The organism is Sporolactobacillus sp. KGMB 08714 (assembly GCF_036598985.1).
Lineage (GTDB): Bacteria > Bacillota > Bacilli > Bacillales > Sporolactobacillaceae > Sporolactobacillus.
This window is the reverse complement of sequence record NZ_JAUUBW010000035.1, coordinates 17,531-33,220: the sequence shown is the minus strand read 5'-3', so window position 1 is coordinate 33,220 and position 15,690 is coordinate 17,531. Positions and strand designations below refer to the sequence as shown.

The window sequence follows — 15,690 nt, the reverse complement described above, 5'->3', positions numbered from 1 at the left end:
CAAGTCTATCGGCCAAATGGGCTCTCCTTCCGGCCGGATCAGCGGGTCTTCCGGCCAAATAGGCCCTCCTTCCGGCCAGATCAGTGGGTCTTCCGGCCAAATAGGCCCTCCTTCCGGCCAGATCAGTGGGTCTTCCGGCCAAATGGGCCCTCCTTCCGGCCGGATCAGCAAGTCTATCGGCCAAATGGGCTCTCCTTCCGGCCGGATCAGCGGGTCTTCCGGCCAAATGGGCTCTCCTTCCAGCCGGATCAGCGGGTCTATCAGTCGATAAGCTTTGCATAACGGCCGATAACCTGCGGCGGTCGATAAAACCGCACGCAACGATTGATAATCACGGATTCCGGCAACGGCAGGCGGGCAGGACGTGAATGTTTCAATCGAACGAACAGGTAAAAAAGACCTTTTTTATGATTAACGCATCCGGCTGTATACTGGATCCAGCAGATAGTGCCGTACCTCAGAAACGAAATAGAGCGATCCGCAGATCAGCAGCATATCGTTTTCTCCCGTTTCGCGGATCAGCCGATTCAGCGCTTCCTTCCAGTCCGCAATCTCCCTTTTTCTGTCGTGCCCGGATGCCGCGTAGAGCAGTTCGCTCCCCGCCGCACGGGGATAGGCGAATGTCGTCAATGTGAGATCTGCGGCCGCCCTCCCGATGATCTGAACCATCTGCCTGTATTGCTTGTCCTTAAGCGCCGCATAGAGCACATGAACTTGACGGTTCGGATAATAGCGCATCACGGTTTTGACAAGCGCTTCGGTGCCCTGGACATTGTGGGCGCCGTCGATAATGATCAGAGGTTTTTCCGACACGCGCTCAAAGCGCCCCGGCCAGATCGTTTTCTGCAGTCCCGATCTGATTTCGTCTTTTTGTACTAAAATGTTATAAAAGGTCTGCAGATACTCGACAACCATTAATGCAGCTGCGGCATTTTTCAGCTGATGCTCGCCTTTCATGCGAATGGCCAGATCCGGTTCATGCAGATAGAAAGCGTCAAAGCTGAAATGTTCCCCTGTTTCATCATGGCCGAGCGATTTGACCCGAAACGCTTCGCCAAGAACATACAGATTCGCCTTTTTGGCTTCGGCCGTCTGACGGATGACCGCCAGCGCATCAGGATCTTCCGCGGTCGTGACAATACCGACGCCGTTCTTGATGATTCCCGCCTTCTCCTGGGCAATGCCGGTGATCGTATTGCCCAGCTGTTTCATATGATCCATGGCAACGTTCGTAATCACAGAAACAAGCGGATGAATCACATTCGTGGAGTCAAGACGGCCGCCGAGACCGACCTCATAAATCACCAGATCGCATTTATTCAGTTTCCCGAAATAGACAAAACTAAGCATCGTCACGACTTCAAATTCAGTCGGCTCGCCCAGATCCGTCTCGGCATTGACCGCCTGAGTCAGCGGATAGACAATATTGGCAGCTTCGATCAGATCCTGATCGCTGATCGGCCGGCCGTTTACCATGATCCGTTCATTAAAAAACGTAATATAAGGCGAGATAAATGTGCCGACCTTGAGGCCGGCCTCCTGGTAAATATGCCACAGGTAACAGACCGTCGATCCTTTGCCGTTCGTTCCTCCGACATGCACAGCCCGGATCTTCCGCTCAGGGCGGCCGATTCTGGCCAGCATCCATTCCATCCTCTTTGTGCCGGGTTTAATTCCATGCGGAATCAGCCCGTGAATCCACTGAAGTGTCTCTTCAATTGTTGTAAACATGGCATAACCCCCATATGATCAATAAACGGCAGTGGAAACCGCTTCCCATCACCGTTCATTTTCCGGCACCGGACGTCAAATGTCCACTGTCAGGCTTTTAACTCAGCCATTCTCGCCTGAATTTTATCCCGTTTCTGCAAATAATCTTTTTCTTTCTCACGTTCCCTGCCGACCACTTGCTCCGGAGCCTGATCGACGAAACGCGGATTGCCCAGTTTCTTCCGGACCCGGTCCACTTCCGCATTCATTTTATCCAGTTCCTTGCCCAGCCTTTGTATTTCGTCATCAAGATTAATCAGTCCTTCAAGCGGAAGATAGACATCTGCCCCGGTTACAACGGCGGACACTGCTTTCTCCGGAGAGCGGACGTCTGTCCCGATCTCAAGAGAGGAGGGATTGCAGAAGCGTTCAATGTAGATCCTGTTCCGATTCAGAATACCTGTCTCTTTTTCGGAAGCGCTCCGGATCAGTATTGCGACCGGTTTTTTAGGCGCGACATGATTATCCGAGCGGATGTTGCGTACGGAGCGGATAATATTCTGCAAAAGCGCCATTTCCTCTTCCGCAGCCGGGTCGGTCCATTCCGCTGCGCTGTCCGGCCATTCGCTGCGCATGATCGTTTCGCCGCTGTGCGGCAGGTGCTGCCAGATTTCCTCGGTAATAAAAGGCATGATCGGATGAAGCAGCTTCAGTACTTTGTCAAGTACATAGGTCAGAACCGATCTGGCGGTATTCTTGGCCGGCCCGTCTGCTCCATAGAGCGGCAGCTTGGCCATCTCGATATACCAGTCGCAGAAATCGTCCCAGATGAACTGATAGAGATAATGCCCGGCGTCGCCGAAATCATAACTCTCATAGAGCGCGGTCACTTTTTCAATCGTCAGGTTCAGCCGCGCTAAAATCCAGCGGTCGGCGACGGATTTGCCGCCGGTCAGATCGATGTCGTCAAACGAAAAGCCGTCCAGGTTCATGATTGCAAAGCGCGACGCATTCCAGATCTTATTGGCAAAATTCCAGTTCGCCTCGACTTTGCTCCACTGAAAAGTCAGGTCCTGACCCGGAGTCGTTCCCGTCGCCAGTGTATAGCGCAGTGCGTCTGCTCCGTAACGTTTAATAACATCCATCGGGTCAATGCCGTTCCCGAGCGATTTGCTCATCTTCCGTCCTTGTTCATCGCGTACAAGGCCATGGATCAGGACGTCGCGGAACGGGCTTTTTCCCGTAAACTCGGTAGACTGGAACATCATGCGCGCCACCCAGAAGAAGATGATGTCGTAGCCGGTTACCAACGCATCGGTTGGAAAATACCGCTTGAAATCAGGGTTTTCTTCGTCCGGCCAGCCCATCGTTGAGAACGGCCAAAGGGCGGAACTGAACCATGTGTCAAGCACGTCCTCATCCTGTTTCCAGTTTTCGATATCTTTCGGCGCTTCCATCCCGACATACACTTCGCCGGTCTGTTTATGGTACCATGCCGGTATCCGGTGCCCCCACCACAGCTGCCGGGAAATGCACCAGTCGCGGATATTTTCCATCCAGTGCCTGTACGTTCCTTCAAATCGTTCCGGAACAAAATGGACCTTGCCGTCGGTTTTCTGCATATCCAGCGATGCCTCGGCCAGCGGTTTCATTTTGACGAACCATTGCGTCGATAGAATCGGTTCGACAACGACGCCGGTGCGTTCCGAGTGCCCGACGGCGTGGGCATGTTCTTCCGTATAAGCCAGCGCACCGCTTTTCTCCAGATCGCTGACGATCCGTTTCCGGCATTCATCGCGGTCCAGTCCCTGATATTTGCCGGCATTTTCATTCATTTTGCCGGACTCGTCAATAACGAGAATTCTGGGAAGATCATGGCGGTTGCCGACTTCAAAGTCATTCGGATCATGGGCCGGCGTTATTTTTACGGCTCCGGTCCCGAAAGAACGGTCGACGTAACTGTCGGCAATGATCGGAATTTTCCTGCCGACAATAGGCAGAATGGCGGTTTTTCCGACAACGTCCCGATAACGTTCATCATCCGGATGAACAGCGATCGCCGTATCGCCGAGCATCGTTTCCGGCCGTGTCGTCGCAATCTGAATCGAGCCCGAACCGTCGGACAGAGGATAGTTGATATGCCAGAGAAAACCGGGTATCTCCTTGTATATGACTTCGATATCGGACAGCGCCGTCCGCGCAGCCGGATCCCAGTTGATGATATACGCGCCCCTGTAAATCAGGCCTTTTTCATAAAGCGAGACAAATACTTTGCGGACGGCACGCGACAATCCCTCGTCGAGCGTAAACCTTTCCCTTGAGTAATCGAGAGAAAGGCCGAGCTTTGCCCATTGTTTGCGGATAAAAGAAGCATATTCTTCCTTCCAGTCCCAGGCCACCTTGAGAAACTTCTCGCGCCCGAGGTCGTAACGCGATTTGCCTTCTTTTCTCAGCTTGGCATCAACCTTTGCCTGTGTGGCAATGCCCGCATGGTCCATGCCCGGAAGATAAAGCGCATCATAGCCCTGCATTCTTTTGAACCGTATTAACAGATCCTGCATCGTCGTGTCCCACGCATGCCCGAGGTGCAGTTTGCCCGTCACATTGGGAGGCGGGATGACGATCGAATACGGTTTCTTTGCCGGATCCCCGTCCGCCTTAAAGTACCCTCTTTCCCGCCATGTCTTATACCACTTTTCTTCGGTCAGACTTGGATCGTATTTCGTTGCCATTTCGTTTTCCGCCATTTTTACAGCTCCCTTATATTCCGTTAAACTAAAAAAGCCCTCTTCATCGCAAGGACGAAGAAAGCTCCGTGGTACCACCTTTATTTGCACAGCCGTGCACACTTCATAATTGATAACGGGTTCCCGGACCTCCCTACTCCGCCTGAATGGTGCGTTTCAGCAGGACTGCTCAAGGGCAACTTCCACTCCGGCAGCAGGAGAAACCTCTCAGCGCACCGGTTTCCCTCTCTCACAGCGAGCGGACCGTTCATCCGCTCGCTTCCAGCATAAAGACATGTACTACTCCCTGTCTCAGCATTTAAGTTTTGTAATTATTATTATATATATTTTATTCTCGTTTCGTCAATCATTCATACATTTTACTGTACAGGGCGGTGCTGCACCGGGGCCCGTTGTTTTTCATAGACTGAAGCAAAGACCCGATCAAAGAAAGGAGGACATCTCTTGTTCAAAAAAAATCATTTTCCTCCCGTTTTCAAAAAAATCCGTGAAGGCCTGGGCGTCATTGTTCTTCCATTGGCCATCTTTCAGTTGATACGGGCCATTTTCATCCCGACAACTTTCGATGTGCTGATTGCCGCCATTCTTTTTTTCATTTACATCGCTTTTCTGAAAAAATGGCTGTAGCGGCTATTCTTTTTCCCCCTGTTCTTCTTCTTTTGCCGTCTCCTCTTCTTTTTTCTGATCGAGGAACTTTTGCAGCCGGCCGATCATTTCCATATAAGCACGGCTCAGCCTCATCCATCTCTTTGTATACCATTGTTCGCTGTGATCCCTGTTTTCCTGATATTCTCCGATCAGGGCAAGCGGAGCTCTCGGACAGAGCAGCGAATGAAACAGAAAGTCCGGCTCTTCTCCGTTCAGCGGGCATTCTGAAAAATAAGAACGCAGCAGCCGGTCCCAGGACTCGCCGGCGGGAGAAAGCATCACGCTCGTCTGCTCAAATAAAGCGGCTGTTTCCACGATAAAAAAATCTTCTTCGCACTCTTCAAAATTGCATAAAAAGCTCTTTTCCCCTTCAATCAACAGATGAAGCGGGCTCAGGCGGCCGTGGCAGAGCGCACGCCGCAGTTTTTTCCCCGATCCGTCTTCATTTTTTTCCTGCCCTTTGGAAAAATAATCAAATGCCCGCTGCATATTATTGAGACCGGCGGCGGCAAAATTAAGAACGCACTGTTCGAACGGGGAAGGATAGACATGATGCTCCGCCTTGTTCAGGAAGCGTTCCCATTGAACCTGCCCGGCACCGACCGTTTGAGCCGCCGCGGCAAACAGATCGGCTGCTTCCTTTTCCTCCTGAAGCGTCTGCCGGTGCAGCTGGGCGGCCCGTACAAACAAATGGCGATAGCGTTCGGGCAGATCCGAATCGGATACGGTTTCCTCAAACCAGGGCATTAAATAAAAACTGTTCTCTTCGCCGCGGATAACAAGATCTCCGTATTTGGAAGGAAGCGGGCCGACAGCGTCGATAATCATCCGTCCGCTCAGAGAATAGGCCCTGTGCAGATGCCTGATCTGCCGGTCCGTCAGTTTTTTCTGCTTCAGTGCGAATGTACCGTTCGCCGTTTCCACTTTAATCACGTTTCCGAACGGATCCATTTTCAGTGGAATGAGATCATACTGGAAAAGTATTCGATTGAAACGCAGGTTCTCTCCCGCCGCCATGGCTGTTCACTCGCTTTCCCCGTCAAACGGGCCGTGAAAAAACAGAATCAAACAGTCCGATCAGCCGGGTTTTGTAATCCCAGGTCGATTTGAAAGCCTTCAGATCCCGATCTCTCTGACCGCTTTCCGAAACAAGGGGCAGGGAATCGACGAGTTGAAACCACTCGGACGGGTCGAACCATTCGGCGCGGATCAGGTCGGCTGTTTCCTGATCGGGCACCCCTTTTTCCTGCAAATACAAAAAAAGGCTGCGGAGGCTTTCTTCTCCGCCTTCCCTGATCCCATCAAAAAAAAAGCGGGCAAGTCCCCGGTAGCCGTTGCCGGGCACCGACTGGCCCAGCTCGATAAAAAGTGTATCAAGCAGCGATCGGCTGTCCCCGAGCGAAAATGTATCCGGCAGAATGACCGACCGGCTGCGGCGGCTGTAATGGCTTCTCAGAAGATCGGCCTGCTCTGCCCTTTCCCGGACCGACGGATAGCATGCCGATGCAAGTTCTCCGTCACTCCCGGAAAATAATCCCGACTGCCTGCACTGTTCAAAAATAGTTTCCGCACGCTGCCGAACACGGACGGGTTTCCCGTGACCATCAATCGAATCCCTGCTTTTGGCTATCAGTGCAGAGACCGTTTCCGCCCAGATCGGTTCATTTCCGGACAGAGCGGCTCTGTCCGGCGGAGCGTCATGACAGGTAACCGCAAAGCGTCCGATTCTGATAAACGGATTTCCGGATTGCGTCACATACATACGGTCAATAAAAAAGCGATCACTAATCAGCTTCATGCGCCAGCCGACATGTTTCCTCAGCAGCCGTTCATCATTCCAGATACGTATTTTCTTCGGCCCTCTTTCCGTTTCGACGATCAGCGGCCGATCTTTAATCAGCTTCAGCCGGCGGAAATGATAGTTTGTCTGCAGGGCAGAAAGCAGAATCTGCAGATTATCGTTCATTCCTGTTTCCTTTGACGATTACGGGAATATAAAGAATCTGCCCGGCCTCAATATCTGCCGAAGACAGCGCATTTCTCCTCAGCAGGCTGGTTACGGGAACCTGATAGCGCTCGGAAATGTTCTCAAGCGATTCTCCCGCCTGGACAATGCAGATCTTCATTTGAGTCTGCTGTTCGGCATCGTTCCCGGCAAGCACTTTAGTCAGATAGAGGCTGTTTGCTTCTTCCGGCCTTGACGATTGCTTTTCATCCTGCAAGTCGTTCTCCCTGTCCCGGCCCGTTTCCGGGGCATAGCGGCCCGAACCATCGCCGACGGGCGCCCCGCTGCCCGGGCGCCCGAAAGCGACCTGAGGCGTGTTCTCTTCCCCGGCGGGCTCGGGTTTGCGGAAAGCTTCGTATTGAAATTCTTCCGCTTCCTGATCCTCGTCATAATCAAATTCGCGGTCTGTCGGCATCGGATCAAAATCGTCCGCCACTTCGTCAATTTCTTCGGGAAGCTGCAGCAAGGCGTCATCTGTCTCCTGATCGCCGAACCGCTTCGGCGCTTTTTTCGTCTTTTTCCCGGCTTTCTCTGCGGGTGCCGAAGCCTTGGGAGCTTCCTTCTTGGCTTTTTTCTTTACTTCCGAAACATTTTCCGGTTTGCTTTTTGCCTTTTGCTTTGCTTCTACAGCATTTTCCGCTGTGCCTTTTTCCTTTTTCTTTGCCTCCCCGGCCTTTTCCGGTGCGCTCTTTGCAGCCTTCTCCGCTTTTTCCGGAATATTTTCCGGTGGATTCTCTGCTTTTTCCGGCTTATTCGGGATTTTTTCGCTTTTCTTTATTTTATTGGATTCGGCGGCGGGTTTCTTTTTGGCGGCAGGCTTTTCCGGCACAGGAGCAGGCGGAATCACGGCAGCAGGTTTTTGCGGGGGCTGTGCTTTTTTTTCGCTGCGGTTCGATCCGGTCAGTCCGGTGATGGCGATATCGGCCTGAAGCTGAATATGACGGTGCTCGGACAGTTCATAATCAAAGGACTCAATCACGACGAAAAGTTCTTCCAGGTTCGGCACTCGATCTGCCGGAATCGTGATATCAATCGGAAAATGATGTTCCAGAACCGCCGTCCCGGACGTCGTTTCGATGATTTCATCAATTGTTCGGAAAGGGGCGGTCTTGTCCTCAACAGCATCCGCCGGACTGTTCGCCGGCTTGTATTCTCCGGTCAGTCTGAGAAACCCCTTAATGGTCACATCGTTCCAATTTTCTTCAACCGTGATGTCCGGCTCCAGAGCCATGGACAGTATTTCTTCGGCAGGTGCGTCGTTCCTCAGCCATACCGATTCATTTATTGAAAACTGCAGACTTTCGCTCGAAGATTGAGACATCCTTTACACCCTCTCATCCGTTCTTATTACAGATCTATGCATCGAGACAGGATTTATGCTCAGCGCAAAAGATGTCAAATAAAGAAAACTTGCCGATTGGCAAGCTAATGGACAAAGTTTGGCTGCGGCAGCCATGGAGGGGCGCCAAGTGCCGAACCGCCCTTGGGACGCAGCGCTTTTGCTCGGCCGCTTATACTGATAACTGCCGGGACCTGCGGGAATTTTATATTTTCGAATCGTGCACCATCCGCCGCCCGGTTGTCATTCAAGATTTTCGGCTCGTCTAAGTACCGGCGATGCCGACAAAGCCGGAAATTCCGAAGACGTTCTTTCAATTACGAATTAAGCAGCTGACCCTGCCGAACGGCGGCAGGACCCGTGTGCCGGAAATGACGATCTAGGAATCGAACCGCTGATGGATGTTTCTGCATGGGTTGCCGAGCATTTTCGGCTGTTCTGCGGAAAATAGCAGCGACCGGGATCCTTTCGGAACATCGGCCGCCGGAAAGCACCGGTTAATTCATTAAAAAGTCGTCAGCCTTTTCAGGAAACCATCAGCAAACAGCAGATTATCGACAGTCATATCAAAAGAATCATCATTAAAGTTCAAAATATCCAACAGGAACAGTCTGAATAAGTGTGAATAATCAGAAGACAATCCGGTTTTCATTTCCGGACTTTTTCCGATGTCATGAACGCTTCTCGCATGCCGCTGTCCCGCATTCGGATGACGGACACCTGTTTACATTTTTTCGAGATAAACGCCTTCGTCTTTCTTCCATTCACAATAAAAGATGTCTTTATAGTGGTCGACATGACGGCTTTGCAAGGTTTTTAACAGCCACTCTTCATTCAGCCCCGCTTTTTTCAGATTTTCCCAGTCAACTTTCCCGTCGCTGATTAAGGTCACGGGCAGATAGACCGGTTTCTGCTGCTGCTCGGTCTGAAGCTGCTGCTCAATATCGGCATTGGTCGGCGCCGCATATTTCGATTTTTTCAAAACACTGACTGTGCCGTCGGTTTCAAGAATAGCATAAGCCACTTCTCTGATGGAAAATACGTTTTTCTGCCTGAGCAGATTCTGAAGCATGTTTATATCCAGTTTTTCTTTTTTCAGCGTCGTCCGGTCGAGATGCCCGTTCCGGATCACAATCGACGGCTTCCCCTCCAGGAAACTTCTCGTCCCCCTGAATTTTTGCGTACACCACTCCACGACATAGATCAGAATCCCCCACAGAGCGATAGAAAACAGTATTGAGGTGATTTTGATATCTTTATCGTAAAGTGCATTGCCGACAAATTCCCCAAGCACAATCGCGGAAATAAAATCAAAGGGCGTGATTTGGGAGAGCGTTGCCTTCCCCAGTATTTTTGTCATGATAAATAATGCCGCAAAGCCGACCACCAGTTCAAACGCGATCGATAAAAAATGCATACCGTTCACCCTCAATAAACTTTTTGAATGACACCTTATTAGTGTGATTCAAATTCCGAAAAATATTTACCGGATGCCGGGAATTGTCGTATGCATCCCGGAAAATAAAAGCTGATTTCGGGAATAAAAAAAATTCCCGCGCAAAAGCGAGAATTTTTACTTTCGATTTTTTGGTGAACAGCCGATTCTCATCCGAGAAAACAACTGTTATTTTCTCAAAACAGCCGTTATTCCGATTCCGCAATCTGTCTGAAAGCATTCTCTGCGGCGGCAATTGTTTTTTCAATATCGTCATCCGTATGCTTCGTTGACAGGAATACACCTTCGAACTGAGACGGCGGCAGAGAGATCCCCTGCTCGATCATCGCCGCAAAATATTTTTTGAAGTGATTAAGATCGGATGATTTCGAACGTTTGTAATCAATCACATCCTGATTAGTGAAAAAGAAACCCATCATTGCACCGGCCTGATTGACCGAAAGCGGTATGCCGTATTTCTCCGCAGCGGCCCTGTATCCTTTTGACAGACGATCCGCCTTGTTCCGGAATTCCGCATAATCCTCCGGTTTCAGCTGCGAAAGCGTCATGTAGCCCGCCGCCATGGCAAGCGGATTTCCGGACAATGTGCCCGCCTGATAGACAGGGCCTTCCGGCGCGACCTGTTTCATAATGTCGCGCCGTCCGCCGTATGCGCCGACCGGCAGGCCGCCGCCGATCACTTTTCCGAGTGTCGTCAGGTCGGGCATGACGCCGTAATAACCTTGAGCACAGTCATAAGCCACGCGGAAGCCTGTCATGACTTCATCAAATATCAGAAGTGAACCGTATTCTTTTGTGATTTTGCGCAGTGCCTGCAGAAAACCGGGCACCGGCGGAACGACGCCCATGTTGCCCGCGACCGGTTCAACGATGACGCAGGCAATATCATGGCCATACTGTTTGAACACGTCCGCAACGCTCTCCACATCATTGTAAGGGACGGTCAGGGTCTCTTTTGCCAGCTCGGCCGGAACGCCCGGGCTGTCCGGAAGGCCCAGCGTGGCTACACCGGATCCGGCCTTTATCAGCAATGAATCGGAGCTCCCGTGATAGCTTCCCTCGAATTTCAGAATCTTCTCACGTCCGGTATAGCCTCTGGCAAGGCGGATCGCGCTCATTGTCGCTTCAGTCCCGGAGTTTACCATCCGTACCATCTCCACAGACGGAACACGATCGATCACCAGTTCGGCCAGCTTCGTTTCAAGCACATGAGGAGCTCCGAAACTTGTCCCTTTTTCGGCCGTCTTCTTGACAAAATCAATCACTTTCTCATCGGCATGTCCGAGAATCAGCGGCCCCCAGCTCAGGACATAGTCAATGTACTCATTGCCGTCAAGATCATAGACCTTCGAACCCTTGCCATGGTCCATGTAGATCGGGTCCAGATCCACGGCCGGAAAGGAGCGGACCGGACTGTTCACTCCGCCCGGCATCAGAGGTTTAGCCTCTTCGAACGCCGCGATTGATTTTTTGAATTCCATCGTTCACACTTCCTCCCCGAGCCAGCGAACGGCGTCTTTCGCGTGATATGTAATGATCAGGTCGGCGCCGGCCCGTTTCATCGCCGTCAGCGACTCCAGCACCACCGCTTTCTCGTCGATCCAGCCGTTCTGCGCCGCCGCTTTGACCATCGCGTATTCACCGCTGACATTGTAGGCGACTAAAGGCAGGTTGACATGATTGCGTACGTCGCGGAGCACATCCAGATAAGGCAGTCCGGGTTTCACAATAATAAAATCGGCACCTTCATCGACATCCGAAGCGGCCTCTCTCAGCGCCTCCCTGCGGTTCGCCGGATCCATCTGATACGTTTTCCGATTGCCGAACTTCGGTGCGCTCTCGGCAGCATCGCGGAAAGGTCCGAAAAATGCCGACGCATATTTAACGGCATAAGACATAATCGGAATATTGACAAATCCCGCCTCATCAAGTGCATGGCGGATCGCCGTCACGAATCCGTCCATCATATTTGAGGGAGCGATAATATCGGCACCGGCTTCGGCCTGGGAAACTGCCGTCTTGGCAAGATATTCCAGACTTTGATCATTGTCGACATCTCCGTCACGAATAATGCCGCAATGCCCGTGATCCGTATATTCGCACATGCATGTATCGGCTATGACAACGAGTTCCGGGTAACTTTTCTTAGTCTGGCGGATCGCTTCCTGGACAATCCCGTGTTCATCATAGGCCCCGGAGCCGACGGCATCTTTTTCTTTCGGAATACCGAAAAAAATCACCGAAGGGATGCCGAGCCCGGCTACTTCCGCCAGTTCGTCATCGAGCCGGTCCAAAGAATATTGATAAACATTGGGCATGGAGGGAATTTCTTTTTTTATGCCTGTTCCTTCGGCCGTTACGAAAATCGGATAAATAAAATCAGATGGTCTGAGAAATGTTTCACGAACCATTTTCCTTAAAGTATCTGTCCGGCGAAGCCGGCGGTGGCGATCAAAATTTAATGAATTCATCTTTTCATGCCTTCCTTTTTCTTATAATAGTCGGCTAATGCATCGATCATATCAGGCGCGGTAAATTTTTCGGGAACAACATCGGGCGGATAGCCCAGCGATTCCAGTGCCCGTGCCGTTGCGGCCCCGATTGCCGCAACCGTACAGGATTCCAGCACTTTGCGCCACAAAGGCTCATCCAGCAATTCAGTGAAAAAACGGACGGCCGAGGGGCTTGCAAAGGTGACCGCATCAACGCCGGGCGCTGCTACCGTATCCGCGAGGCGCTTCCCGGAAGAGACATCCGGCACGGTCTCGTACAGGACCTGGCCCGTTACCGCGATGCCGGAATTCCTCAGTTCGGCAAACCACGATGTATCCGCCATTGAACCGAGCGGAACGGCGATTCGCGCCGCCTTGAGCCGGCCGTTTCTAAAAGCGTCGGCCACGCCGCGCACGGTAAAGCGCTCGGGAACGAAGTCCGCCTTTAATCCCCGGGTTTCTAATGCCCGGCCGGTTTTCTTTCCGACAGCAGCCAGCCTGACTCCCTTTAATCGGCCCGGATCATCCAGCGTGTCCATGAAAAAATCAAGCGCATTTTTACTCGTCAGAACGATCCAGTCGGCCATCCGGACCGAGTCGAGCCAGACGCGCCTATCCTCTTCAGTGAGCTCGGCTTTCCGATAGCTGATGACCGGAACGACAACTGGTTCGCCTCCGAAACGGCGGATCCGCGCGCACATCGAAGCTGACTGATGCACCGCTCTCGTGACCAGCACACGTCTGCCCTGAAGCTGCGATTCCATCGCTCTTTTCCCCCAATCTCCCGCGGGCTCAGCCGCGGAATTCAGCCAGAATTTCTCCCGCTCCGCGCGAAAGCAGTTCGCTCGCGGCCTGAATGCCGATAACATCCGGGTCGGCGCCTTCCGACCGCGTTTTCAGAACTCTTGACCCATCCGGAGAAGCAACCAGTCCGGTCAGTGTAAGCCCTTTATTCCCCTTGCGCTCGCAGAAGGCGGCGATCGGCACCTGGCAGTCGCCGTTCAGTTTTTTTAGAAAAGCACGTTCAGCCCGGACGGTGACGGCTGTCGTCTCGTCGTTAATTTCTTTCAGAAGAGCCTTTAGTTCCGCATCTTCCGATCGGCATTCGACTGCGAGCGCGCCCTGGCCGACCGCCGGCAATGAAATCTCAAAAGGAAGATACTCGGCCGTTTGCAATTTAGGAGATTCCATCCGTTTCATTCCTGCCGCAGCAAGAACAATCGCATCAAATTCTCCTTTTTTCAGTTTGGCCAGCCTTGTATCGACGTTGCCGCGCACCGGCCGCACCTGCAGGTCGGGACGATAATGAAGGAGCTGAGCCGCCCGGCGGAGACTGCTCGTCCCGACAACGGCGCCCTGGGCCAGTCCTTCAAGAGACGCACCGTTTGCCGAAAAAAGCACGTCATGAGCATCCTCGCGTACCGGAACCGAAGCAATTTCAAGGCCGTCCGGCAGTTGCGCCGGCATATCCTTCATGCTGTGGACGGCAAAATCAATCGTGCCGTCAAGCAGTGCCTGCTCGATTTCCTTGACAAACAGCCCCTTGCCGCCGACCTTCGACAGGGTGACATGCAATACTTGATCGCCCTTCGTCTCCAGATGTCTGATCTGAAAAGTCAAATCGGCAAAACGGTCCGACAGCTTCTCGATCACATAGCGGCTCTGAATGAGGGCCAGTCTGCTTTTTCTTGATCCGACCAGAATTGTTCTCATTGCCATTCCCCATTTCTCTCTCCAGAAAATAAGCAGACAGGATACCATTTTTCTCTGCTGCAAACCGGAAACTGCAGATCCGGCAATATAGCGCCACCCGCCGAAGAGCGGACAGCGCAATGAAACCGGAAGCAGCGCCGGTGCTGCTTCCGGTTTTTCATGTGTGTGTTTCAACCATCTGCTGCTCTTTTTTGGGCACAGATACAGTGAAGGGTGTCCTTTCCTGCTGACCGCTCACTTCATCGGCAATATTAAAAATGTCAATGAAAAGGTCCATCGCTTCCTTGCTGTTTTTATCTCCGGCAATTTCCTTGACTTTATTAATCGGATCGCGAAGCAGCTGATTGATAATGCTTTTCGCGTGTTTGCTGATTACTTTGCGCTCATGCTGCGTCATCTCGGGCAGCTTGTTTTCTATGCTCTTCATCGTTTCCGAGTGGATGGAAAGCGCCTTGTTCCGAAGAGCTGTAATCACGGGAACAACTCCCAGCGTCCGCAGCCAGCCGGCGAACTTGTCCAGCTGTTCGTCAATCATCGGATCAATCAGCAAGGCGGCTTTTTCCCGCTCTTTTAGATTTGACGCCACGATATTCTCGAGATCGTCAATGTCATAGAGATAGACACCGTCGAGCCGGGCGACATCCGGATCGATATTGCGCGGAACTGCAATATCAACTATGACAATCGGTTTTTCTCCGCGTCTGGCAACGGCATCCGCGACATCACGCTGCGACAAAAGAAAGTCGGGTGCAGATGTCGTGGTAATCAGAATGTCCGCCTGATCCAGACAGCGGCTGAGCGATTCGAAGGGGACCGCCCGACCGCCGAATTGATCCGCCAGCCGGACTGCCTTCTCCGCCGTCCGGTTCGCAATCATGATCTGCGAAGTGCCGCCGGTCAGATATTTCAATGCCAGTTGGCTCATTTCACCGGCCCCGACTAACAGTATCCGCTTATCATCCAGCGGTCCGAACGTATCCTTGATCAGTTCTACGGCCGCATAGCTCACAGAGACAGGATGATCGTTGATCTGCGACTCAGCCTGGGCATGTTTTGCAACCGTTACGGCTTCTTTAAATAATTCATTAAAAAAGGTCCCCGTCGTTCCGGCCTTCTGCGCCGTAAGAAAACTGTCCCTCACCTGTCCCAGAATCTGCGTTTCGCCGAGCACCATAGAGTCCAGTCCGCACGCGACCCGGAACAAATGGTTTACGGCCTCTCGATCTTCCTTAACAAACAGAAACGGCAAAATATCTTCACGGGAAATATGAAAACAGTCCGCAAAGAATTGCTGCGTATAATGACGGCCGGTATGCAGCTGATCGCTGACTACATAAAATTCCGTCCGGTTGCAAGTTGAAACGATCACATCTTCAAAAATGCTTTTTGTATGCCTCAGTTTTGTCAGAGTTTTTTCAAGATCCGAAGCCGTCAGTGCCAGCTTTTCCCTGACGTTGACCGGAGCACGGTGATGATTCACCCCAACTGCCAGAATATGCATCAAGCTCCCCCCGCTGTCCTTTACTTCCTGATGATGCGGTGAAACATCCGGTTGAGATTGTTATACGACTTATCTTACC

General features: G+C 51.9%; 13 protein-coding genes. 2 read left to right on the top strand and 11 right to left on the bottom strand.

Going from position 1 to position 15,690, the window contains the following annotated elements; genetic code table 11:
• On the top strand, window positions 1-271 hold a 271-nt coding region (locus Q6A92_RS15100; protein ID WP_332238603.1), incomplete at its 5' end, for a hypothetical protein.
• Window positions 272-411: 140 nt separating this feature from the next.
• Here Q6A92_RS15100 and Q6A92_RS15095 read toward each other — a convergent pair.
• Together Q6A92_RS15095 and Q6A92_RS15090 are read right to left on the bottom strand one after the other, a co-directional pair.
• The gene (locus Q6A92_RS15095; protein WP_332238602.1) at window positions 412-1,731 is read right to left on the bottom strand and encodes a bifunctional folylpolyglutamate synthase/dihydrofolate synthase; all 1,320 of its coding nucleotides are present in this window, start codon (window positions 1,729-1,731) and stop codon (window positions 412-414) included.
• An 89-nt stretch (window positions 1,732-1,820) separates the two neighbouring features.
• Window positions 1,821-4,457, bottom strand: a complete 2,637-nt coding sequence (locus Q6A92_RS15090; RefSeq protein ID WP_332238601.1) for a valine--tRNA ligase — start codon at window positions 4,455-4,457, stop codon at window positions 1,821-1,823.
• Between the two features lie 444 nt (window positions 4,458-4,901).
• Here Q6A92_RS15090 and Q6A92_RS15085 point away from each other — a divergent pair, with 444 nt between their 5' ends.
• Complete coding sequence (locus tag Q6A92_RS15085) at window positions 4,902-5,084, top strand: hypothetical protein (RefSeq protein ID WP_443029738.1); 183 nt, start codon at window positions 4,902-4,904, stop codon at window positions 5,082-5,084.
• Window positions 5,085-5,087: 3 nt separating this feature from the next.
• Here Q6A92_RS15085 and Q6A92_RS15080 read toward each other — a convergent pair whose 3' ends face one another.
• The 9 genes from Q6A92_RS15080 to hemA form a co-directional block, all read right to left on the bottom strand.
• The gene (locus Q6A92_RS15080) at window positions 5,088-6,122 is read right to left on the bottom strand and encodes a spore coat protein YsxE (RefSeq protein ID WP_332238600.1); all 1,035 of its coding nucleotides are present in this window, start codon (window positions 6,120-6,122) and stop codon (window positions 5,088-5,090) included.
• A 22-nt stretch (window positions 6,123-6,144) separates the two neighbouring features.
• Entirely contained in the window at window positions 6,145-7,071 is a 927-nt protein-coding gene (locus Q6A92_RS15075; RefSeq protein ID WP_332238599.1) for a hypothetical protein, read from the bottom strand.
• Entirely contained in the window at window positions 7,061-8,431 is a 1,371-nt protein-coding gene (locus Q6A92_RS15070) for a LysM peptidoglycan-binding domain-containing protein (protein ID WP_332238598.1), read from the bottom strand. Before Q6A92_RS15070 ends, Q6A92_RS15075 begins: the two co-directional genes overlap by 11 nt.
• A gap of 742 nt (window positions 8,432-9,173) precedes the next feature.
• Entirely contained in the window at window positions 9,174-9,866 is a 693-nt protein-coding gene (locus Q6A92_RS15065) for a DUF421 domain-containing protein (protein ID WP_274398107.1), read from the bottom strand.
• 227 nt (window positions 9,867-10,093) lie between these two features.
• Window positions 10,094-11,386: a glutamate-1-semialdehyde 2,1-aminomutase gene (hemL, locus tag Q6A92_RS15060; protein WP_274398108.1), complete on the bottom strand. Its 1,293-nt coding sequence runs from the start codon at window positions 11,384-11,386 to the stop codon at window positions 10,094-10,096.
• Window positions 11,387-11,389: 3 nt separating this feature from the next.
• On the bottom strand, window positions 11,390-12,376 hold the full coding sequence (gene hemB / locus Q6A92_RS15055; protein ID WP_274398109.1) for a porphobilinogen synthase: 987 nt from the start codon (window positions 12,374-12,376) through the stop codon (window positions 11,390-11,392).
• The gene (locus Q6A92_RS15050) at window positions 12,373-13,161 is read right to left on the bottom strand and encodes a uroporphyrinogen-III synthase (protein ID WP_332238597.1); all 789 of its coding nucleotides are present in this window, start codon (window positions 13,159-13,161) and stop codon (window positions 12,373-12,375) included. The genes hemB and Q6A92_RS15050 overlap by 4 nt, the downstream gene beginning before the upstream one ends.
• Window positions 13,162-13,189: 28 nt before the next feature.
• Complete coding sequence (gene hemC / locus Q6A92_RS15045; RefSeq protein WP_332238604.1) at window positions 13,190-14,110, bottom strand: hydroxymethylbilane synthase; 921 nt, start codon at window positions 14,108-14,110, stop codon at window positions 13,190-13,192.
• A 157-nt stretch (window positions 14,111-14,267) separates the two neighbouring features.
• Window positions 14,268-15,611 (bottom strand): glutamyl-tRNA reductase, encoded by a 1,344-nt coding sequence (hemA, locus tag Q6A92_RS15040; protein WP_332238596.1) that lies wholly within the window; start codon window positions 15,609-15,611, stop codon window positions 14,268-14,270.
• Between the last annotated feature and the right edge of the window lie 79 nt (window positions 15,612-15,690).

Coding starts and splice junctions, on each gene's coding strand:
- hemL (WP_274398108.1), bottom strand. CDS start 11,386: ATGGAATTCAAAAAATCAATCGCGGCGTTCGAAGAGGCTAAACCTCTG.
- hemB (WP_274398109.1), bottom strand. CDS start 12,376: ATGAATTCATTAAATTTTGATCGCCACCGCCGGCTTCGCCGGACAGAT.
- Q6A92_RS15080 (WP_332238600.1), bottom strand. CDS start 6,122: ATGGCGGCGGGAGAGAACCTGCGTTTCAATCGAATACTTTTCCAGTAT.
- Q6A92_RS15070 (WP_332238598.1), bottom strand. CDS start 8,431: ATGTCTCAATCTTCGAGCGAAAGTCTGCAGTTTTCAATAAATGAATCG.
- Q6A92_RS15090 (WP_332238601.1), bottom strand. CDS start 4,457: ATGGCGGAAAACGAAATGGCAACGAAATACGATCCAAGTCTGACCGAA.
- Q6A92_RS15095 (WP_332238602.1), bottom strand. CDS start 1,731: ATGTTTACAACAATTGAAGAGACACTTCAGTGGATTCACGGGCTGATT.
- Q6A92_RS15050 (WP_332238597.1), bottom strand. CDS start 13,161: ATGGAATCGCAGCTTCAGGGCAGACGTGTGCTGGTCACGAGAGCGGTG.
- Q6A92_RS15075 (WP_332238599.1), bottom strand. CDS start 7,071: ATGAACGATAATCTGCAGATTCTGCTTTCTGCCCTGCAGACAAACTAT.
- hemA (WP_332238596.1), bottom strand. CDS start 15,611: ATGCATATTCTGGCAGTTGGGGTGAATCATCACCGTGCTCCGGTCAAC.
- hemC (WP_332238604.1), bottom strand. CDS start 14,110: ATGAGAACAATTCTGGTCGGATCAAGAAAAAGCAGACTGGCCCTCATT.
- Q6A92_RS15065 (WP_274398107.1), bottom strand. CDS start 9,866: ATGCATTTTTTATCGATCGCGTTTGAACTGGTGGTCGGCTTTGCGGCA.